The following is a 19,879-nucleotide window of genomic DNA, read 5'->3' as shown; positions in this document are numbered from 1 at the left end:
ACTGCGGCGAACCGCTTGCGTGCACAGGAGAATCACCATGAGCCTGCGTTATCTGCCGGGTTTGAGCCTGTTGCTGGCGGCGACGGCCCAGGCCGCCACACCGGTGCCGGTCTATCACTATGGCATGCCCGTGGATGTCGCCCGGGTGCTGCAGCTGAGCGAACCGGCCAGCGACACCTGCGAGGTGGTGCTGGCCAGCATGGTCTATGTCGACTCCGCGGGCCGGCAACACAGCCTGCAGTACCTGAAACTGGCCCGGGTCTGCACCGACCGCGGTTAGTCCCAGGCTGGCGCCAGGCTCTCGGGGCTGGTCAGGCGCAGGCCGCTGTCGAGGGCGGCGATCCTGCCCATGTCGTCAGCGCTGAGCTTGAGTTCGCGGGCCTTGAGGTTGCCGGCCAGGTTCTCGCGCCGGGTCGAGGACGGGATCACCGCATAACCCAGCTGCAGGGCCCAGGCCAGGGTCACCTGCGCCGGGGTGGCGCCGTGCTGCGCGGCGATCTGCTTGATCACCGGGTCGTGCAGGACCTTGCCGTAGCCCAGGGTCATGTACGAGGTCACGGCAATCCCCTGGCGGTGCATGAAGTCCACCAGCGTGCGGTTCTGCAGGTACGGGTGCAGCTCGATCTGGTTGGTGGCGATGGCGTCCTTGCCGACCACCTCAATGGCTTGGCGCAGCAGGTCGATGGTGAAGTTGGACACGCCGATCTGCCGGGTCAGGCCCTGCTTTTGCGCTTCGGCCAGGGCGCCCATGAACTCGCTGACCGGCACTGCGCCCTGGGGCGATGGCCAGTGGATCAGGGTCAGGTCGAGGTAGTCGCTGCGCAGCTTGTGCAGGCTGTCCTTGAGGCTGGGGATCAGCTTGTCGGCGGCCAGGTTCTCGGTCCAGATCTTGCTGGTGATGAACAGCTCGTCACGGTCGATGCCGCTGGCGGCCACGGCCTGGCCGACCTCGACTTCGTTGCCGTAGATCTGCGCGGTGTCGATGGCGCGGTAACCGAGTTCGAGGGCGGTGGCCACCGAATCGATCACGACCTGATCCTTGAGGCGGAAGGTGCCAAGGCCAAGGGCGGGAATAGTCATGAGCGGGTTCCTCCGGTGCGAGCGTTGATAAACAAGACGTGCAGTATTGCGACTGTGCCCGCGCAGAAAAATGCCCGTTGCCGCACAAGCTTTTTGCTTGCAGCGCACGAATGCTCCGGCAGTGGTAGCCTTGCAGGGTCAGTCGCAACGGATTCGGCCATGGCCCAGCACAAGCTCAGCATTCGTCAACGCAACGTTGACAACATCCTTCTGGCGGCGGAAAAGGTCTTTGCCGAAAAAGGCTTCGCCGGCACCGCCATGGCCGACATCGCCGAGGCCGCGCAGCTTCCACGCAGCAACGTGCACTATTACTTCAGCACCAAGGCCGAGCTGTACCAGGCGGTGCTGTTCGGCCTGCTCGATGTGTGGAAGCAGGATGCACTGTGTTTTGAACTGTATGACGATCCGCGCATCGTGCTGAGCAGCTACATCCGAGCCAAGATGAACCATTCGCGCACCCGGCCCCATGGCTCCAAAGTCTGGGCCAACGAGATCATCCATGGTGCGCCGAACCTCGGCGCGGCGCTGGACGACCCGCTGTATGACTGGGCGAAAATGAAAGAAGCGAAGATCCGCCAGTGGATCGAAGACGGGCGGATCCTGGCGGTGGAGCCCTCGGGCCTGCTGTACATGATCTGGGCCTCGACCCAGCACTACGCCGACTTCAGCCACCAGGTCGGGCTGCTCAACGATCACCAACCGCTGTCGGAGCTGCAGTTCGAACGGGCGGTGCAGACGGTGACCAGTGTGATCCTCAGGGGGATCGGGCTTGAACCCTGATCAAAAGCATCGCTGGCAAGCCAGCTCCCACAGGTACTGTGGATGCTGATCTTGTGGGAGCTGGCTTGCCAGCGATAGGGCCCTGATCGTCAAAAGCTGAACTCGATCTCCTCGTACAAGCTTCCCGGCTCCAAGCCATCGGTGCTGTGCAACTCGCTCTCCTTGCCCAGCGCCTCCAGCAACGGCCGCCTTGGCACTTCGGTGCCGGCCTCGGGGTTGCCGTGCTTGCCGGGCATGGTCGACAGCACGCTGGTCAAGCGTTGTGGCGTGCCGGCCTTGCCGCGTTTGTTGAAGCCGCCCCAGAGGCTTTTTGGCGTGGCATTGAGGCTGCCGTGGTGGCCGACCTTGTACAGGTCGACGTCTGCCAGCAACGCGCGAATGTCCGGCTGGCTCAGTGCGTAACTCCAGTTCTCGATCTGCGCATCGCCCGGGAACAGCAGCTTCTTGCCCGCCACTTCAAACAGCAGGATCAGGCTGGTGTTGTTCATTGCCTTATCCAGCGCGGTGACGATCTGCAGCAACTGCTCGCCACGGGCTTCGCGCACCCGCCGGGCGATCCAGCGGGTGCTCATCGGCAGCTTGCTGCCACGGGTCGCCGGGTAGTCGGCAAAGGGCCCGGGGTCGTCGTCCGGCGCAGTGACCTGGGCATCGACCAGTTGCCGGTGCAGGTGCCAGAACTCGGCCGGGTCACGGCTGCGCTGCTTGCGGATCGAGGCGCTCTGCTCGACCGTGGGCGGGCCGAGAACATGGGTACGCACACCGGGCAACAGCTCGGCCAGGGCATCGTCGCTGCCGAAAAAGGCATAGGCGTTGCGTTTGCCCATACTCGCCAGGTTGTTTACCGCGCTGGCGTTGGAGATGTTGTCTTCGCCGATAAACCCCAGGTGCCTGGCCAGCTCTGCGGACAACCCATGCTTGCCCTGGTCGAGCAGCTTGACTACGGCGCTGGCCAGGGCATTCATGCTCTTCAGGGTCTGGGCCATGCTGCGCGCGCCGCGCAGGCTCGGTTGCTCGGGGGCAATGGCGTCTTCGGCCAGCTCCAGCTGTTCGGTCCAGGGTTGCAGCACCAGCTCAGGTGCCAGGCTGCGAATAACATCGCCACTGGCGGTGCCGGCGCGATTGCTGGCAAAGCCGCTGATATGGTCGGCGTGCCGGTGGGTGGCGACCACCGCATCGAGCTTGCCCGCACACTTGGCCTTGATGTCTTCGGCGATCGCTAAAAGGCGCTGGCCCTGGGCAACGCCCTTGGGCATGCCCATGGAGCCGAAGTCGATCAGCACATGGCGGCGTACGTCACCGGGGTAGTTGAAACGCAGCAAAAAGCAGTCGCCAAAACCGACCTGGTAGGCATAGAGGGTCAGGCTGGTCGGGTTCATGCTTGCTCCTCGCGCAATGGGCCCACCTGCCAGGCGCGCTGGCGGTGCAGTTGCGCCAACGGGTTGCGCAGGTCCAGCTCGCTGGTATCCAGGCCTGCCAGGTAGCTCAAGCGCCGCAATTGCCACTGGCCGTCGTTGAGCGGGCGCTGGACGTGATACTTGATGCGCCCGTACTGGTCGAAAATCAGCGTGCCGGCGCCGTAGACGGTGAGCGCGTCGGTGGTCTTGATCCAGGCCGGGCGCGGGCTGATGTTGCACACGCTCTTGAGCTCGGCGCCAAAGATGTTGGCCTTCATGATGTATTCGCACACGCTCTCGCGCAGCAGCAGGCCGTCGGTGCCCAGGCGGATGCTCGGGCGCACCGACACCACCTCGGTGTAGGCGCGCTCGTCGATGCCCAGCACCGCACGGTTCTCCCAGAGAAAACGGAACACCTCTTCGTCGTCGCGCAGCATCGAGTCGAAGTGGCTGTTGCGGTATTGCACCTGGCCGTTGTCGGCAAAGCCGTGCCAGCAGCCGTCGCTGTCGGTGCGCGTCGGCGGGGGATTGATGCCGAAGGCTTCGAAGGTGGTGCGGATGATCAACCGGTAGTCGTAGCGCGAATCGTCCGGGGCCACCTGAGCATCGACGGTGAGCAGGGCGGCCAGGTAGTCGCCGAACTCCAGGTCCAGCGGCGGGCAGTAGTCCAGGGCGCGGATGGCGATGGTCAGCAACTGGTCGGCGGCCTTGGCGCCTTCTTCAACCACTTCGCGCAGGTTGTACAGGTTGTCGCCAAAATTGCCCAGCTCGCCCAGGCGCGCCACCCACAGGGCGAGCATGCTGCGAAGCATGGCGGCGGCGAAAACTTCGCCACGGTTGTGGGCTTCGGCGAACTGCTCGTCGCTCAGGTAATCCGCCGACGGCGGCAGCATCACCGAGCGGCGCAGGGCATTGGCGCGCAGGCCTTCGAGTTGCTGGCCGAACTCTTCGCCGATACCGAACAGCAGCGACTCGGCAAGGTTCTGCGGGCTCAGCTGGTCGCCGTTGAGCAGCCGGCGATCGCCCTGTACGGTGAGCTCGATACGCCCGCCATTGGTCAGGGCGTACTCGATGATTTCGCGCAGGGAAAACACCGACAGCAGCGCCACCACGTCGGCAAAGCCTTCGTGGAAGGCTGCCTGATCGGGCCCCGAGGCATTCATGAAGCCGCCGCGCAGGCCGTCGAGAATCGCGTGGGTGGCCTCGTGGGCGACGATGTCGTGGGACAGGCAGGTGAACACGTGCTGGCCGTCGAGGCCCTTGAAATAACCGAACATCAAGGCGCGGTCGGCCCGCGAGTAAAAGGCATTGGCCTCGACGAAAGCATGCGGCACCACATGCAACTGGTGGCCCTCGAAGCCCCAGCCGACCCGGCGCCCCAGGGCCATCTCGAAGCGCGCCAGGGTGCGCATGACCACCGCGTAGACGTGCTGGCAGTGGAACGCCGGATTGCCCAGCAGCGCCTCGCCGGGCTGATCGAAGGGGTCGATCATCGCGCCGCTGGTGGCGTCCTGCTGGTAGGCGTGGGCGTGGTACAGCTGGTTGCGCGAGGCGTCGAAGTCGACCACCTTCAGGCGGTAGCCGGTGGGGCCCAGGCCGAGGGTTTCCAGCGGCACGCTGACCCGGGCGAACAGCAATTGGCCGCGGGCATCACGCACCGCCGGGTCCTGGGCGAGGATGGTGAAGGTCTGGCTATTGGCTTTGACGACCATGGGCAGCACTCCTGTGCACCAGGCTTACATCATTGGAAATACTCTCAGGGTAGCTTCAATGGCTCGTATTCCAAGGGCGTTTCGTTGCCCTTGCGGTCGATCCGGTAGTGCTTACCATCGCGTTGTACGATGGCCTGGCCGTCGCGAAAAAAACCGGGTCTGTCATAGATATAGGGCAGGACCACCTTGCCCTTAAGGTCGATAAAGCCCCATTTACCTTCTTTTGCCGCGCTCAGCAGATTGTCGTTGATCAGCCGTCCGCCCCAGGTATTGTAGGCGAAGCCGTCGTATTCGAAAGGCAGCACCACTTTGCCGGATGTGTTCATCAGGCCGCTTTTTTTGCTGGCGCTGTCGTTCAGCAGCACATAGCCCTTCTCGGTAATGGGCCGCGAGCTGAAGCGCAGGGGGATCACCTGCTCGCCCTTGCGGTTGATCATGCCGAACAGGTTGCCTTTGGCGACTACCGCCAGGCCATCCTTGGCGTCGTCGAAACCCTCTACCCAGTCATACTCGAATGGCACCACGGTGCGGCCCCGGGTATCGATGTAGCCACACTCGGAATACGTCAGGCAGACGCCTGCCAGGCCATCGCTGAACGGCCCGGGGCGCTTGTAGAGGGTCGGGATGAGCAACTGCCCCTTGCGGTCCATGTAGCCCCATTTGTTGTTGATGCGAACGGCTGCCATGCCTTCGTGGTAAACCGGTTGCAGCTCGATGGACGGCGCAACGATGACCTTGCCGCTGGGGTCTTTAAGGCCATACAGGTCATTTTCCTTGAAACTCACCGGGTCGGCGGGGGTGGCGCTGCAGGCCGCCAGGGCAGCGCCCAGGCACAGTAACGGGAGGGAGCGAAAGAGGGCCTTCAATTCAGTGCATTCCTTGGCAAGGCGAGGTAAGGGCAAGGCGCGCACCTTAGCCGATCGCGCCGCACTTGCCCAGCCATTCAACCGCGGGCGAAAGCCTCAAGGCCGGCGCCTTCGAGGCGGTAGCGCACCCATTCATCCTGGGGCAGGGCGCCCAGGGATTTATAGAACTGGATGGCCGGCTCGTTCCAGTCGAGCACGCTCCACTCCAGGCGCCCGCAGCCGTTGGCCAGGGCTTCGACGGCGATATGACGCAGCAACTGCTTGCCGGCACCGCCACCGCGTTGCTCGGGGGTGATGTACAGGTCTTCGAGGTAAATGCCGTTGCGCCCCAGCCAGGTCGAGTAGCTGTAGAAGTACACCGCATAGCCAATGGCCTGGCCGTCGCGCTCGCAAATCAGGCTCAGGGCCTTGGCGCCGTCGTCGAACAAGGTGCGTTCGATGTCGGCCCGGGAGGCGATTACTTCGTGGACGGCGCGCTCGTAGTCGGCAAGCTCGGTGATGAAGGCGAGGATCTGGGCGGCGTCGTCGCGCCGCGCGGGGCGGATGGTCAGGCTCATGGCAGGCTTCCGGCGGGTGAGGTAATCGCCCATGTTAGCCGGAACCGGCCTTGAGCGTCATCGCTTCGCTGCGCAGCCATTTGAGCACCAGGGCAAAGGCCAGGCTGGCCAGCGCAGTCATGCCGGCCAGGGGCCCGGCGCTGCCATCGGAGAGCTGGCCGATGACCAGGCTGCAGAGCGCAGTGAAGGCCATCTGGATGAAAAAGAACAACCCCGAGGCGCTGCCGGCGATGGCCGCATAAGGCTGCAGCACCGCCCACTGGCAGGCCGGAATGGCCAGGCCCACCGAGAGCATGATCAGCAGCATCGGCAGGACGATCGCCAGCAGCGCGTCGGGCCACAGCCGGGTGGCGAGCATCAGCAGCAGCGCGCCAGCCAGGTTGAGCACCAGGGCCTGGCCGAGCAAGGCATCGGCGCTGTAGCGGCCACTGCGCCGGCGAAACAGCTGCGAGCCTACCAGGTAGCCACCGACGGTGACGGCGAACACCGCGGCGTACTGCGCCGAACTCAGGCCCAGGCGGCGTTGCAGCAGGGTCGAGGACTCGGCGATGAACGGGAAGTAGGTGCAGTAAACGCAGGCAATCGCCAGTGAATAGCGCATGAAGTAGCCGTCACCGAGCAGGCGCAGGTAGACCTTCAGCACCGGTTGCTGACGCAGCCCGTCCACTTGCGGCGGGCGGGTTTCCGGCAGGCGCAGGGCGATCAGCAGCAGGCTCAGGGCAGCGCTCAAGGTCAGCAGCAGGAAGATCCAGCGCCAGCCCAGGCCGGTTTCGATCAGGCTGCCCAGCACGGGCGCGATCATCGGCGACAGCGCCATACCCATCGACAGGTAGCCGAGCAACTGGCCCTGCTGCTGGCGGTCGAAGTGATCACGCACCATCACCCGGCCAATCACCGCCCCGCAGCAACCGCCCAGGGCCTGGAACAGGCGCGCGGCAATCATCACCTCGACACTGCTGGCCAGGCTGCAGGCAAGGCTTGCCAGCAGGTAAATCGTGCCGCCGAGCAGCAACAGCGGACGGCGGCCAAAACGGTCGCACAGCGGGCCGCTGATCAGCATGCTCAGGGCGTAGCCGAGCATGTACAGGGTCAGGGTCAGGTGCAACTGGGCATCACTGGCGTGCAGGGCGATGGCGATGTCGGGCAGGGCGGGCAGGCAGATGTCCAGGGCCACCCGCGGCAGGCAGACAATCATCAGCAGCAATAGAAGCCAGGTTCGCGGGCCGGGCGAGGAGGGGGTGCGCATTGAACGGTTCCTTGTGATCGACGCGCAGACCTTAACGGCCAATGTGGTTTAATCGGCAGCGCCATTAAGAACAAACCTGATTGGACCACTATGCGCACAGGCAAAGCCGCCATCGCCCTCGATCTCCCGCTGCCCACGGCATTGGCCCAGGGCAAGCAGCAAGGCGCCTATGCCGCCCTGCGCGATGCGATCCTCGACAAGCGCCTGGCGGCCGGCAGCCGCTTGCCCTCGACGCGCACCCTGGCCGAGCGTTGGCAGTTGTCGCGGGGCACCCTGGAGCTGGTGTTCGAGCGTCTGCGCGATGAGGGCTATGTCAACCGGGTGGCCGGCTCCGGTACCCGGGTGTGTGCGGTGGTGCCTGACGCCTTTATCGCTGCTGGCAGTGAGCCGGCAGCGGCGCCGGCGTGCCAGCCGCTCAGCGCACCGAGCACGGCCAGCGGCGCCGGTGTGCAGGTGGGTGTGCCGTTTGTCGCGCGCCTGGCCGACCCGGCGCTGTTTCCGCTCAAGGCCTGGTCCCAGGCGCTGGCCAAGGCCCTGGCGACAGCGCCGGCAGCCTTGCTCAGCTCGCCGGATGCGGCCGGGCTGCCGGCCCTGCGCGAGCAGATCGCCGACTACCTGCGCCGCTATCGCGGCATCCGCTGCACTGCCCAGGACCTGATCGTCACCAGCGGCATCCGTCAGTGCATCGACCTGTTGGCGCGCAGTGTGATCCGCCCGGGCGACAAGGCCTGTGTCGAAGACCCCGGCTACCGCACCGCCAGGTCGCTGTTTGCGCGGGCCGGGGCGCAGGTGGTGGCGGTGCCGGTAACCGCCGAGGGCATCGACGCGCAAGCGCTTGAGCGTCACCTGGATGCCCGCCTGGCCTGCGTGACCCCGGCGCACCAGTCGCCGTTGGGCGTGACCCTGTCGGTGTCGCGGCGGCTGATGCTGCTGGACTGGGCCAAGCGTGCCGAGGCGTGGATCGTCGAAGACGACTACGACAGTGAATTCAACTACAACAACGCACCGCTGCCGGCGCTCAAGGCGCTGGATCACGGCGACCGGGTGATCTACTGCGGCAGTTTCAACAAGACCCTGTTCGCCGGTCTGCGCGTGGGTTTCATGCTGGTGCCGGCGAGCCTGCGCGCACCGTTGCTGGCGACCCTGCAGGGCACCGGCGGCGCGGTCGGGGTTACCGAGCAACTGGGCCTGGCCGAGTACCTGGCCAATGGCAGCTTCGTACGCTACCTGAGGCAGGCGCGCCAGGCTTATCAGCAGCGCCGCGACCTGCTGCTCGCCTGCCTGGCCGAGCATGCGCCGGGCTGTTATGAGGTCAGCGGCCAGCAAGCCGGTTTGCACTTTGTCCTGTGGTTGCCGGCAGGGGCGGATGAGCAGGATTTTTGCCAGCGCGCCGCCGACCAGGGCCTGCAACTGCAACCGATCGGCAGCTTCTGCGAGCAGGTGCAACTGCGGCCTGCGGTGATGATCGGCTTCACCGCCCTGAGCGATGCGCAGCTGCGTTTTGCCGGGCGCAAACTGGCGGCATTGCTGTACGAGGTTTCTTAATCGGCGGGTAACCGGCATGCTAGGCTTTGTACGAAAAGTGCCTGCGCGACGATCATGCTGCGTTGAAAACAGGCTCGGAATGCTCATTTACAACTCGTAAACTCCGCTTCCTCGCCTGTTTTCGCCTTGCCTGATCGCCGCTCGGCGACTTTTCGTACAAACCCTAGGGCCACGCTATTCCCAAGGCCACTAAAGGAACCTGCGATGACCTGGTCAGCTGCGCAATACAGCACCTTCGAGAACGAACGCACGCGCCCGGTGCGCGACCTGGTGGCGGCGCTGCCCAACCACACAGTCGCCAGCGCGGTGGACCTGGGCTGCGGCCCGGGCAACTCCACGCAAGTGCTCGCCAGCCGCTATCCCGAGGCGCAGGTGACCGGCCTGGACAGCAGCGAAGACATGATCGCCGCCGCCCGCCAGCGTTTGCCGCAGCTGGCCTTCGAAGTGGCTGATATCGCTAGCTGGAGCGTCGATGAGGGTGTCGATGTGATCCTCGCCAACGCCTCGCTGCAATGGCTGCCCGACCACGCGCTGTTGTACCCGCAGCTGGTACGTCAACTGACGGCCGGTGGCAGCCTGGCGATCCAGACCCCGGACAACCTCGACGAACCGGCCCACCGCCAGCTTCGCGAGATCGCCAAACTGGGTAGCTGGGCCGGCAAGGTCGGTGACCTGAAACTGCCGCCACGGCACACTGCGGCCTATTACTACGATGTGCTCAGCCCCCATTGCCGGCGCGTGGACGTCTGGCGCACCACTTATTACCACCCGCTGGCAGGCGGCGCGCCGGCGGTAGTGGAGTGGTTCAAGGGCTCGGCATTGCGGCCGTATCTGGCGGCGCTGGATGCCCAGGAGCAGGCAGCTTTTCTGCAGTATTACCTGCAGGCGATGGAGCAGGCGTATCCGCCTGCCGCCGATGGCACGGTGCTGTTGCCGTTTCCGCGCCTGTTTATCGTTGCTACACGTTAGGCAATGCGCTGCTGACGTCGCGCCTGCCACTGGCGCATTACGCGCAGGTAGACCAGGCCGTTGACCAGCACCACCACCGAGCCGAGCACCAGCTGGATGCCCGGCGTCAGCCCCGCCGGGTAGATGATCGGCCAAATGTAGTGCTCGATGAAACCGCCTTCATAACCGGCCAGGCCCGAGGCCTGGCGCAGGCGGTTTTCCCACTCGGTGAGCGGGCAGGTGAGGTGCAAGAACTCCACGGCCATGCCCCAGCTCATCGCCGGCAGATGCCACCACATCGCACCGCGCCATTTGAGCACCAGCAAACCGCCAAACAGCACGAAGACAATGAACAACAAGTGAAACAGCACCAGACCATCGGCGCCCAGGCGGTAAAGCATGACGATTCCTTCCTCGTGGGGATATTCCTGTAACCGTCATGATATAGGCATTCGTGCAGCGCTACGATTGCCTTCAGCGAGGGAGAGCCGCCAGGCCTCCCTCGCTGTTTTTGCTGCCTGCCTCAGGACGCTTCGCGATAGGGGTTGCGTGGGTCATGCAGCCAGTCGAGGAACGGCTTGCCAGTGTCCTGCGGGACCATCTCGATGCAGTCCTGTACCGGGCAGGTGATCTGGCACAGGTTGCAGCCCACGCATTCGGCGTCGATCACCTCGTAGCGGTGGCTGCCGTCGGTCTGCTTGAGGTTGGCGATGGCCTGGTGCGAGGTGTCTTCGCAGGCGATGTGGCAGCGCCCGCATCCGATGCACGCCGCCTGGTCGATCCTGGCCACCACCTGGTAGTTGATGTCCAGGTACTTCCAGTCGGTGGTGTGGCCCACGGCGCGGCCCTGGAACTCCTTGAGGCTGCGGTAGCCCTGGCTGTCCATCCAGCGCGAGAGGCCGTCCTTCATCTCGTCGACGATGCGAAAGCCATGCAGCATCGCCGCCGTGCACACCTGCACCACGCCGCAGCCGAGGGCGACGAACTCGGCGGCGTCACGCCAGCTGCCGATGCCGCCAATACCGCAGATCGGCAGGCCGTGGGTGGCCGGGTCGCGGGCGATTTCGGCAACCATGTTCAGGGCGATCGGCTTGACCGCCGAGCCGCAGTAGCCGCCATGGGTGCTCATGTCGCCGACAATGGGGTGGGCAACCATGCGTTCGAGGTCGACGCTGGTGATCGAGTTGATGGTGTTGATCAGCGACACCGCGTCGGCGCCCCCACGATGGGCGGCGCGGGCCGACTGGCGGATGTCGGTGATGTTCGGTGTCAGCTTGACGATCACCGGCAGCGAGCAGTACGTCTTGCACCAGCGGGTGACCTGTTCGACGTACTCCGGCACCTGGCCGACCGCCGCGCCCATGCCGCGTTCGGGCATGCCGTGGGGGCAGCCGAAGTTGAGCTCGATGCCGTCGGCGCCAGTGGCTTCGACCAGCGGCAAAATGGCTTTCCAGGATTCTTCGACGCAGGGCACCATCAGCGAGACGATCAGTGCGCGGTCTGGCCAGTCCTTCTTCACCTGGGTGATTTCGCGCAGGTTGATTTCCAGCGAACGGTCGGTGATCAGCTCGATGTTGTTGATGCCCATGACCTCGCGGTTGGCCCCGTAATGCGCCGAGTAACGCGACGAGACGTTGACTGCGGCGGGGTCTTCGCCCAGGGTTTTCCAGACCACGCCACCCCAGCCGGCCTGGTAGGCACGGACCACGTTGTAAGCCTTGTCGGTGGGCGGTGCGGAGGCCAGCCAGAACGGGTTGGGCGCCTTGATGCCAGCGAATTCGATCGACAGGTCAGCCATTATGCAGCCTCCACATTGAGCATCAGGTGCGCATGCATGGCCTCGGCGGCCAGCTTGCCGTGCTGCACTGCCTGGACGGTAAGGTCCTGGCCGAGCTGGGTGCAGTCGCCGCCGGCATACACGCCGGGCAGGCTGGTGCGCAGCTGCTCGTCGACGCGAATGCGCTCGCCCTCGCGGGCCAGCTGCTGGCCGCTGCTGTCGCTCAAGGCGCTGGCATCGAAGGCCTGGCCGATGGCTTTGAAGATCGCGTCGGCAGCCAGTTCGAAGGTCTCGCCGGTTGGCTGCAGGCGGCCATCGCTTAACTGCGTGCGGGCAAAGCGCATGCCGCGCACCCGGCCCTGATCGTCGAGCAGCACCTGCTCTGGCTGGGCCCAGGTCAGCAGGCGTACCTGGTTGTCCTTGGCGATGTGTTGCTCGTGCGCGGTGGCGCCCATGTCCTCGACGCCACGGCGATACACCAGGTTGACGTCGCGGGCACCGAGGCGGGCCATTTGCACGGCCATGTCGATGGCGGTATTGCCGGCGCCGAGGACGATGCAACGGTCGGCCACCGGCAGGGAGGTGAGGTCATCGGCCTGGCGCAGTTCGCGGATGAACTCGGTGGCGGCGAGCATGCCCGGCGCTGCCTCGTTGGCCAGGCCCAGCTGGCGCACGGCATTCAGGCCCAGGCCGAGGAACACCGCGTCGAACTGCTGTTGCAGCTCGGCCAGGCTGAGGTTGTCGCCCAGTACCTGGCCGTGGCGGATTTCGATGCCGCCGATCTGCAGGACAAAGTCCAGCTCGCGCTGGGCGAAATCGTCGACCAGCTTGTACTTGGCGATCCCGTATTCATTGAGGCCGCCGGCTTTGTCCCGGGCTTCGAAGATCACCACGTCATGGCCGTGCCAGGCCAGGCGGTGGGCGCACGACAGCCCCGCCGGGCCGGCGCCGACCACGGCAATGCGTTTGCCGGTGCTGGCGGCGCGCTGGAACGGGTGCTGGGCAAACTCGGCATGGTCCACGGCATAGCGCTGCAACAGGCCGATCAGCACCGGCGCGCACTCTTGGTGGTTGTTGCGCACGCAGGCCTGCTGGCAGAGGATCTCGGTGGGGCACACCCGCGCGCAACTGCCGCCGAGGATGTTGGCCGAGAGAATTTTCTGCGCCGCGCCCTGGACGTTCTCCTGGTGGATGTTGCGGATGAACGAGGGGATGTCGATCTCGCTGGGGCAGGCGTTGACGCAAGGCGCGTCGTAGCAATACAGGCAGCGTGAGGCTTCAAGCGCGGCCTGGCGGGCGTTCAACGCTGGCGCCAGGTCGCTGAAGTGTTCGGCGAGGGTGGCGTTGTTCTCGGACGGTCGGGGGAGGTGGTTGAGGGAATCGATCACGGTGGGTTCCTCATTTTTTTATTTTTTTTGGGGAAGGCTTTGCCTTCCATCGCGGGTCAAGTCGGTGCGGCGACCCGACTTGACCCGCGATGCTCTTCAGCGCTTAACGGCGACCGGCCGGGAATGCTCGGCCCGCTTGCTGAGCAGGTCGAACACCGCCGGGTACGCCGGCCGTTCGATGTAGCGCCCGGCGCCGCGCTCGGCGCGCAGGTCGCCGTTGGCCCAGACCAGCTTGCCCTGGCTGATGGTGTGGCTGGGGATGCCGCGCACGGTCTTGCCTTCGAAGATGTTGAAGTCCACCTGCTGATGGTGCGTGGCCGCCGAGATGGTCCGTGTGCCTTGCGGGTCCCAGAGCACCAGGTCGGCGTCGGCACCGACGCGCAGGGCGCCCTTGCGCGGGAACAGGTTGAAGATCTTCGCGGTGTTGGTCGAAGTCAGGGCGACAAAGTCCTGCATCGACAACTTGCCGCTGTTGACCCCTTCGTCCCACAGCACTGCCATGCGGTCCTCAATGCCGGCAGTACCGTTGGGGATGCGGCTGAAGTCGTCGCGCCCGGCGGCTTTCTGTTCGGCGCAGAAGCAGCAATGGTCGGTGGCGGTGGTGTGCAGGTTGCCCGATTGCAGGCCGTGCCACAGCGCCTCCTGGTGGCCGTCCTGGCGCGGGCGGAACGGCGGGCTCATGACGTAACCGGCGGCGGTTTGCCAGTCGGGGTGGCGGTAGACGCTGTCATCCAGCAGCAGGTGCCCGGCCAGCACTTCGCCGTAGACCTGCAGGCCCTTGTTGCGCGCGTAGGTGATTTCATCCAGGGCTTCGCGGGTCGAAACATGCACCAGGTACAGCGGCGTGCCGAGGGTTTCGGCGATGCGAATGGCGCGGCTGGCGGCTTCGCCTTCGACCTGCGAGGGCCTTGATAGCGGGTGCGCTTCCGGCCCGGTAATGCCCTGGGCCATCAGCTTGCGTTGCAGGTGATAGACCAGTTCGCCGTTCTCGGCATGCACGGTCGGCACCGCGCCGAGCTCCAGGCAGCGCTCGAAGCTGGCGACCAGGGTGTCGTCGGCGGCCATGATCGCGTTCTTGTAGGCCATGAAGTGCTTGAAGCTGTTGACCCCGTGCAGGCGCACCAGCTCGCCCATCTCCTCGCGCACCTGCTCGCTCCACCAGGTCACGGCGACGTGAAAACCGTAGTCGCTGGCCGACTTCTCGGCCCAGCCGCGCCACTGGTGAAAGGCTTCGAGCAAGGATTGCTGCGGGTTGGGAATCACGAAGTCGATGATCGAGGTGGTGCCGCCGGCCAGGCCCGCGGCGGTGCCGCTGTAGAAGTCTTCGCTGGCCACGGTGCCCATGAAGGGCAGTTGCATGTGGGTGTGCGGGTCGATGCCGCCGGGCATCAGGTACTGGCCGCTGCCGTCGAGCACTTCACAGCCGGCCGGCACTTCAAGGTCAGGGCCGATGGCCTTGATCACGCCGTCGGCACACAAGACATCGGCGCGGTAGCTTTCTTCATGGGTAATCAGGGTGGCGCCACGAATCATAAGCGTCATCAGATGCTCCTCGCAGGCTTGACCGGTTGTGACCGGTTCTAGGTTTTGTACTTTTTTCAGCGTAGGCGAAAACCTGTCATCGCTGTCAGGAAATGAATCTAGTCGGCGATTTCAGATAGGGCAAATATTTAATTTATATGCATATAACAAGGTTAACTTACTGATTTATAAGAGTTATATGATTTGAGCGGTGCTGAGGGAAAACGACCAGTGGTCCTGTCGTTCTTGACAGGTTGTAGAAATGGTCAAGATTTCTCATGGGCAACCGTGATTGCCCACATGCCCGTGCAATGCAACCAACTCCCAAAAACACAACAACAGTGGAGCGGCCATGCAGCAGACCAGATCGCAGGTGAGCGAACGCGACGGCTTGTTCGAACTCGACGCCGGCAGCGACGTCCTCGACAGCCCCAGGTACAACCACGACATCGCCCCGACCAAGGTGCACGAGCGCACCTGGAACAAATGGCACATCACCGCGCTGTGGGTCGGCATGTCGATCTGCGTGCCGACCTATACCCTGGGCGGCGTGCTCACCGCCTATTTTGGCCTGACCGTGGGCGAGGCGCTGCTGGCGATTTTGCTGGCCAACACCGTGGTATTGATCCCGCTGACCTTGAACGCTTTTCCCGGTACCAAGTACGGCATTCCCTTTCCGGTGCTGCTGCGTTCGTCCTTCGGCATCATCGGCTCCAACGTACCGTGCCTGATCCGCGCCCTGGTGGCTTGCGGCTGGTTCGGCATCCAGACGATGTTCGGCGGCCTGGCCATTCACCTGTTTCTCGGCTCGCTGTCGGCGGACTGGAAAGCCCTCGGCGGCACCGGCGAGGTGATCGGCTTCATGCTGTTCTGGTGCCTGAACCTGTGGGTGGTGCTGCGCGGCGCCGAGTCGATCAAATGGCTGGAAACCCTGTCGGCGCCGCTGCTGGTGCTGGTGGGAGCGGGGCTGCTGGTGTGGGCCTTGCCCAACGTCTCGATCAGCGAGTTGATGGCCCAGCCGCCCAAGCGCCCCGAGGGCGCCAGCGTCTACGGCTACTTCTTTGCCGGGCTGACTGCGATGGTCGGTTTCTGGGCCACCCTGTCGCTGAACATCCCCGATTTCAGCCGCTACGCCAAAAGCCAGAAGGACCAGATCCTCGGGCAGATCTTCGGCCTGCCGCTGACCATGTTCCTGTTCGCCGCCCTCGGCGTGGTGCTGACCGCAGCCTCTGCCTCGCTGGTGGGCGAAACCGTGTCCGACCCGGTCAGCCTCATTGGCCATATCCAGAGCCCGATGTGGGTGGCGCTGGCCATGGCCCTGATCATCATCGCCACGCTGTCGACCAACACCGCGGCCAATATCGTCTCGCCGACCAATGACTTCCAGAACCTGGCGCCCAAATGGATCGGCCGCACCACCGCTGTGCTGCTCACCGGCTTGGTGGGCTTGCTGCTGATGGGCCACGAGCTGCTGAAAAAGCTCGGCTGGATCGTCAGCGACGTCAGCCTGGAGAGCGTCTATTCCAACTGGCTGCTGGGCTATTCGAGCCTGCTCGGGCCGATAGCCGGGATTATGGTGGTCGACTACTTCATCACCCGCAAACAGACCCTGGACCTCGCCGGCCTGTACCGCGACGACGTCTACCCGGCCTGGAACGCCGCTGGCTTCATTGCCTTCGGCGTGCCGGTGGCGCTGACCCTGCTGTCGCTGCACAGCAGCGCCTTCAGCTGGTTCTACGACTTTGGCTGGTTCACCGGTTCTGCCCTGGGCGGGCTGATCTACTACGCCCTCGGTAGCTTCAGGGCCGCCCGCACGGCCAACCTCAAACCCACCGTGTAAGCCCATGGCCCGCAGAGGCCAGGCACGTGATGCAGGAGACGCACATGCAAACCGCTCAGGATGTTCTGCAATCGACCCAACGGCATATCAACGGCGAACGCCTGTGGCAGTCGCTGATGGAGCTGGCCCGGCTTGGCGCCACGGTCAAGGGTGGCGTTTGCCGGCTGGCTTTGACCGACCTCGATCGCCAGGCCCGCGACCTGTTCGTCAAATGGACCGAAGAGGCCGGCTGCACCGTCAGCATTGATGGCGTCGGCAACATCTTCGCCCGCCGCCCGGGGCGCAACCCGCAATTGCCGCCGGTGATGACCGGCAGCCATATCGATACCCAGCCCACCGGTGGCAAGTTCGATGGCTGCTTTGGCGTGCTGGCCGGGCTGGAAGTGCTGCGCACCCTCAACGACCTCAAGGTCGAAACCGAAGCGCCGCTGGAAGTGGTGGTGTGGACCAACGAAGAGGGCTCGCGCTTTGCTCCGTGCATGATGGGTTCGGGGGTGTTTGCCGAAAAATTCACCCTGGCCCAGACCCTGGCCAAGACCGACGCCGAAGGCATCAGCGTCGGCGAGGCGCTCAACGCCATTGGTTATGCCGGGCCGCGGCCGGTCAGTGGTCATCCGGTGGGCGCCTATTTCGAAGCGCATATCGAGCAGGGGCCGATTCTTGAAGACCAGCACAAGACCATCGGTGTGGTGCTTGGCGCGCTCGGGCAGAAGTGGTTCGACCTGACCCTGCGCGGCGTCGAGGCCCACGCCGGGCCAACGCCGATGCACCTGCGCAAGGACGCCCTGGTCGGCGCTAGCGCGGTGGTGGCGGCGGTCAACCGCGTGGCCCTGGAGCACCAGCCCCATGCCTGCGGCACGGTCGGTTGCCTGCAGGCTTATCCCGGTTCGCGCAACGTCATTCCTGGCGAGGTGCGCATGACCCTGGATTTCCGGCATCTGGAGCCGGCGCGGCTCGACTCGATGATCGCCCAGGTCAAGGATGTGATCAGCAGCACCTGCCAGCAGCATGGGCTGACCTACAGCCTGACGCCGACCGCAGACTTTCCACCGCTGTACTTCGATGAGGGTTGCGTGCAGGCGGTGCGCAGCGCAGCCCAGGGCCTGGGGTTGTCGCACATGGATATCGTCAGTGGCGCCGGGCATGATGCGATCTTCGTCGCCGAACTGGGCCCGGCGGGGATGATCTTCGTCCCCTGCGAGGGCGGCATCAGCCACAACGAAATCGAGAATGCCGCGCCGCAAGACCTGGCCGATGGCTGCGCGGTGCTGTTGCGCTCGATGTTAGCGGCGGCCCAGGCGCTGGCGCGGGGCAGGGAGGCGGCTTGAGCTGAACTGCAGGCGCTTTTGCTGGCCTCATCGCCGGCAACACCGGCTCCCACAGGGTTTGGTGTACACCGATCCATTGTGGGAGCCTTGCCGGTGGTTTTGTGCATGAATATGCGAACGGGTGCCGGGTTGAACGGCTCCCGCTCGCATTTGTAGGTGCCCTAAGCGAGTTTGCGAGTATCGAATAAAAGGCCTTTGGATTTGGTTGGCAGGCGGCAATACCTTTACACCGCTTCAGTGCCGATTAAGTAGTCGAGATATATAAAGTTTAGCTGTTTTCAAATAAGCAATATTTCCTCTTGTTCTTGAGAGCTGACATTTTTGTTAGTTGTGCCTGCGCGCCATGAGGCACTAGTGTTGCCAGTGAAGGTATCCGTTCTGGGCGGGCACTACGTGAGGTAATCAGGAGGTTTCAAAATGAACGAGGATTCTGCTGATACTGAAAGGTATAACGGACGTATCCGACGCTTAACAGATAAAGGCTTTGGATTTATTCAAGACGTTGATGGCGATATTTATTTCTCAAGCGCGGACGTAGTCTCTGTTAGAATTGAGGACCTGCGCGAAGGCCAGGTAGTTACTTACACCATCGAGGCTGGACCTAAAGGGCGGGTAGCAAAAAATGTCACGCCACTGTAAGCGCCCCAGGCCACCTTCAAGATGAAAAGGAAGAGGGGGCGACTTATTTTACCGCTCTGAATAATCGCCGATCAACTTGCCGCAGTGGCGTGGTAAGTTGATAAGCTTTTTAATTTTGGTGCCGCTGATCGCGAAGCCAAATGACTTCACGATTTTCATGTGTTGGGCGCTTCTCACCATTCGATCGCTGGTTAAGCCAGCGATCGAATGGTGGACTTTATCCAAGAAGTGGATCACCAAGCCAATCTTTGGGGGCAGTCAAATGAATCGGTGCACACCAGGACCTGTGGGAGCTGGCCTTGCCGGCGATAGCCGCGCCGTGGTTTCAGAGGCTGTCCTGCACCATCTGCAAAAACGTCGCCACCAGCCGCCGTGAGCTCTGCTCGCGCAAGCACACCAGGGTCTCGGTCAAACGCCGCTGGCAATCGACAATCGGCAACGCACACACCCGCGCATCGGCGCCGAACTCGGCGGCCGACACCACGCCCACGCCAATCCCCACCACCACCGCCTCGCGCGCCGCTTCGCGGCCTTCGACCTGGATCGCCGCGCGGATGCGCAGGCCGGCGCGGGCCATTTCTTCTTCCAGGGTCTGGCGGGTGACCGAACCCGGTTCACGCAGCACGATTGGCGTGTCGTCAAGGTCGGCCAGGCTGATCGAACCACGGCTGGCCCAGGGGTGGTTGTGCGAGACGAAGGCCACCATCGGGTCGCTGCGCAGCGGCACGCACAGCAGCCGGTCATCATCAACGTCGCGACCGAGCAGGGCCAGGTCGGCCTGGTAGTTGAACAGCCGCAGCAGCGACTCGTCGGTATTGCCGGTCTCGACCTTGACGCTGATCCCCGGGTACTGCTGGCAGAAGCGCGCAATCTGCGGCAGCACGTGCACCGGCGCATCCACCGCCAGCACCAGGGTGCCGGTCTGCAAGGCGCGCGAATCCTGCAGCAGCTCATGGGCTTCGGCCTCGCAGACGAACAAGCGCTGGGTGATCGCCAGTAAACGCTCGCCCAGATCGGTCAGTTGCACCGAACGCTTGTTGCGGTGAAACAGCAAAACCCCGAAACGTTCTTCGAGTTTACGCACCTGGTCGGAGATCGCCGGCTGGGTCAGGAACAACCGCTCGGCGGCGCGGGTGAAGCTGCCGTGCAGGGCAACTGCGTGAAAAGCCTTTAACTGAGCGTGGGACACCGACATCGCAGCACCTGTTACAAGCTGAGCTTATTTGTGAAATACGATAAATCGATTTTATTTATCAGT

18 protein-coding genes are annotated in these 19,879 nt (G+C 64.0%); 7 read left to right on the top strand and 11 right to left on the bottom strand.

Annotated features, from left to right (window positions below):
* Positions 1 to 37: 37 nt before the first annotated feature.
* On the top strand, positions 38 to 280 hold the full coding sequence (locus ACIOVF_RS01755; protein ID WP_045194082.1) for a DUF2790 domain-containing protein: 243 nt from the start codon (positions 38 to 40) through the stop codon (positions 278 to 280).
* Here ACIOVF_RS01755 and dkgB read toward each other — a convergent pair.
* Positions 277 to 1,080, bottom strand: a complete 804-nt coding sequence (gene dkgB / locus ACIOVF_RS01750; RefSeq protein WP_401286977.1) for a 2,5-didehydrogluconate reductase DkgB — start codon at positions 1,078 to 1,080, stop codon at positions 277 to 279. The genes ACIOVF_RS01755 and dkgB overlap by 4 nt on opposite strands.
* A gap of 159 nt (positions 1,081 to 1,239) precedes the next feature.
* Between dkgB and ACIOVF_RS01745 the strand changes: the two genes are divergently transcribed.
* On the top strand, positions 1,240 to 1,860 hold the full coding sequence (locus tag ACIOVF_RS01745; protein WP_045194080.1) for a TetR/AcrR family transcriptional regulator: 621 nt from the start codon (positions 1,240 to 1,242) through the stop codon (positions 1,858 to 1,860).
* A gap of 89 nt (positions 1,861 to 1,949) precedes the next feature.
* On the opposite strand, the gene ACIOVF_RS01740 is transcribed toward ACIOVF_RS01745, so the two are convergent.
* The 5 genes from ACIOVF_RS01740 to ACIOVF_RS01720 form a co-directional block, all read right to left on the bottom strand.
* Positions 1,950 to 3,236, bottom strand: coding sequence for a hypothetical protein (locus ACIOVF_RS01740; RefSeq protein WP_401286974.1), 1,287 nt, complete (start codon positions 3,234 to 3,236; stop codon positions 1,950 to 1,952).
* Positions 3,233 to 4,966: a hypothetical protein gene (locus ACIOVF_RS01735; protein WP_401286971.1), complete on the bottom strand. Its 1,734-nt coding sequence runs from the start codon at positions 4,964 to 4,966 to the stop codon at positions 3,233 to 3,235. The genes ACIOVF_RS01740 and ACIOVF_RS01735 overlap by 4 nt, the downstream gene beginning before the upstream one ends.
* Before the next feature lie 44 nt (positions 4,967 to 5,010).
* Entirely contained in the window at positions 5,011 to 5,832 is an 822-nt protein-coding gene (locus ACIOVF_RS01730) for a WG repeat-containing protein (RefSeq protein ID WP_176794246.1), read from the bottom strand.
* Positions 5,833 to 5,909: 77 nt separating this feature from the next.
* Entirely contained in the window at positions 5,910 to 6,389 is a 480-nt protein-coding gene (locus ACIOVF_RS01725) for a GNAT family N-acetyltransferase (RefSeq protein ID WP_401286968.1), read from the bottom strand.
* 34 nt (positions 6,390 to 6,423) lie between these two features.
* The gene (locus ACIOVF_RS01720) at positions 6,424 to 7,635 is read right to left on the bottom strand and encodes a multidrug effflux MFS transporter (RefSeq protein ID WP_401286965.1); all 1,212 of its coding nucleotides are present in this window, start codon (positions 7,633 to 7,635) and stop codon (positions 6,424 to 6,426) included.
* A 90-nt stretch (positions 7,636 to 7,725) separates the two neighbouring features.
* Here ACIOVF_RS01720 and ACIOVF_RS01715 point away from each other — a divergent pair, with 90 nt between their 5' ends.
* Both ACIOVF_RS01715 and tam read left to right on the top strand, forming a co-directional pair.
* The gene (locus ACIOVF_RS01715; protein ID WP_401286962.1) at positions 7,726 to 9,180 is read left to right on the top strand and encodes a PLP-dependent aminotransferase family protein; all 1,455 of its coding nucleotides are present in this window, start codon (positions 7,726 to 7,728) and stop codon (positions 9,178 to 9,180) included.
* Positions 9,181 to 9,384: 204 nt separating this feature from the next.
* Positions 9,385 to 10,149, top strand: a complete 765-nt coding sequence (gene tam / locus ACIOVF_RS01710) for a trans-aconitate 2-methyltransferase (RefSeq protein WP_401286959.1) — start codon at positions 9,385 to 9,387, stop codon at positions 10,147 to 10,149.
* Here the strand turns inward: tam and ACIOVF_RS01705 are convergent.
* The 4 genes from ACIOVF_RS01705 to hydA all read right to left on the bottom strand — a co-directional run bounded on the left by ACIOVF_RS01705 (position 10,146) and on the right by hydA (position 14,835).
* Complete coding sequence (locus tag ACIOVF_RS01705) at positions 10,146 to 10,529, bottom strand: DUF2784 domain-containing protein (RefSeq protein WP_093381611.1); 384 nt, start codon at positions 10,527 to 10,529, stop codon at positions 10,146 to 10,148. The two genes, tam and ACIOVF_RS01705, sit on opposite strands and share 4 nt — an antisense overlap.
* A gap of 122 nt (positions 10,530 to 10,651) precedes the next feature.
* On the bottom strand, positions 10,652 to 11,929 hold the full coding sequence (preA, locus tag ACIOVF_RS01700) for an NAD-dependent dihydropyrimidine dehydrogenase subunit PreA (RefSeq protein WP_401287574.1): 1,278 nt from the start codon (positions 11,927 to 11,929) through the stop codon (positions 10,652 to 10,654).
* Positions 11,926 to 13,293, bottom strand: a complete 1,368-nt coding sequence (locus ACIOVF_RS01695) for an NAD(P)-dependent oxidoreductase (protein ID WP_258593856.1) — start codon at positions 13,291 to 13,293, stop codon at positions 11,926 to 11,928. The genes preA and ACIOVF_RS01695 overlap by 4 nt, the downstream gene beginning before the upstream one ends.
* Before the next feature lie 96 nt (positions 13,294 to 13,389).
* Positions 13,390 to 14,835 carry a dihydropyrimidinase gene (gene hydA / locus ACIOVF_RS01690; RefSeq protein WP_258593854.1) on the bottom strand — a complete coding sequence of 482 codons (1,446 nt, stop codon included), beginning with the start codon at positions 14,833 to 14,835 and terminating at the stop codon, positions 13,390 to 13,392.
* A gap of 331 nt (positions 14,836 to 15,166) precedes the next feature.
* On the opposite strand from hydA, the gene ACIOVF_RS01685 reads away from it, so the two are divergent.
* The 3 genes from ACIOVF_RS01685 (at position 15,167) to ACIOVF_RS01675 (ending at position 18,621) form a co-directional block, all read left to right on the top strand.
* Positions 15,167 to 16,654 carry an NCS1 family nucleobase:cation symporter-1 gene (locus tag ACIOVF_RS01685; protein WP_195884425.1) on the top strand — a complete coding sequence of 496 codons (1,488 nt, stop codon included), beginning with the start codon at positions 15,167 to 15,169 and terminating at the stop codon, positions 16,652 to 16,654.
* A 44-nt stretch (positions 16,655 to 16,698) separates the two neighbouring features.
* Positions 16,699 to 17,982, top strand: a complete 1,284-nt coding sequence (locus ACIOVF_RS01680; RefSeq protein WP_401286954.1) for a Zn-dependent hydrolase — start codon at positions 16,699 to 16,701, stop codon at positions 17,980 to 17,982.
* A 417-nt stretch (positions 17,983 to 18,399) separates the two neighbouring features.
* A complete protein-coding gene (locus tag ACIOVF_RS01675) occupies positions 18,400 to 18,621 on the top strand; it encodes a cold-shock protein (protein ID WP_401286951.1) in 222 nt (73 codons plus the stop codon).
* Positions 18,622 to 18,946: 325 nt separating this feature from the next.
* Here the strand turns inward: ACIOVF_RS01675 and ACIOVF_RS01670 are convergent, their stop codons facing one another.
* Positions 18,947 to 19,816: a LysR family transcriptional regulator gene (locus tag ACIOVF_RS01670; protein ID WP_045194066.1), complete on the bottom strand. Its 870-nt coding sequence runs from the start codon at positions 19,814 to 19,816 to the stop codon at positions 18,947 to 18,949.
* Positions 19,817 to 19,879: the final 63 nt, after the last annotated feature.

It is taken from the genome of Pseudomonas sp. NPDC087612 (genome assembly GCF_044743505.1).
Lineage (GTDB): Bacteria > Pseudomonadota > Gammaproteobacteria > Pseudomonadales > Pseudomonadaceae > Aquipseudomonas.
This window is presented reverse-complemented; position numbering and strand designations above follow the sequence as displayed.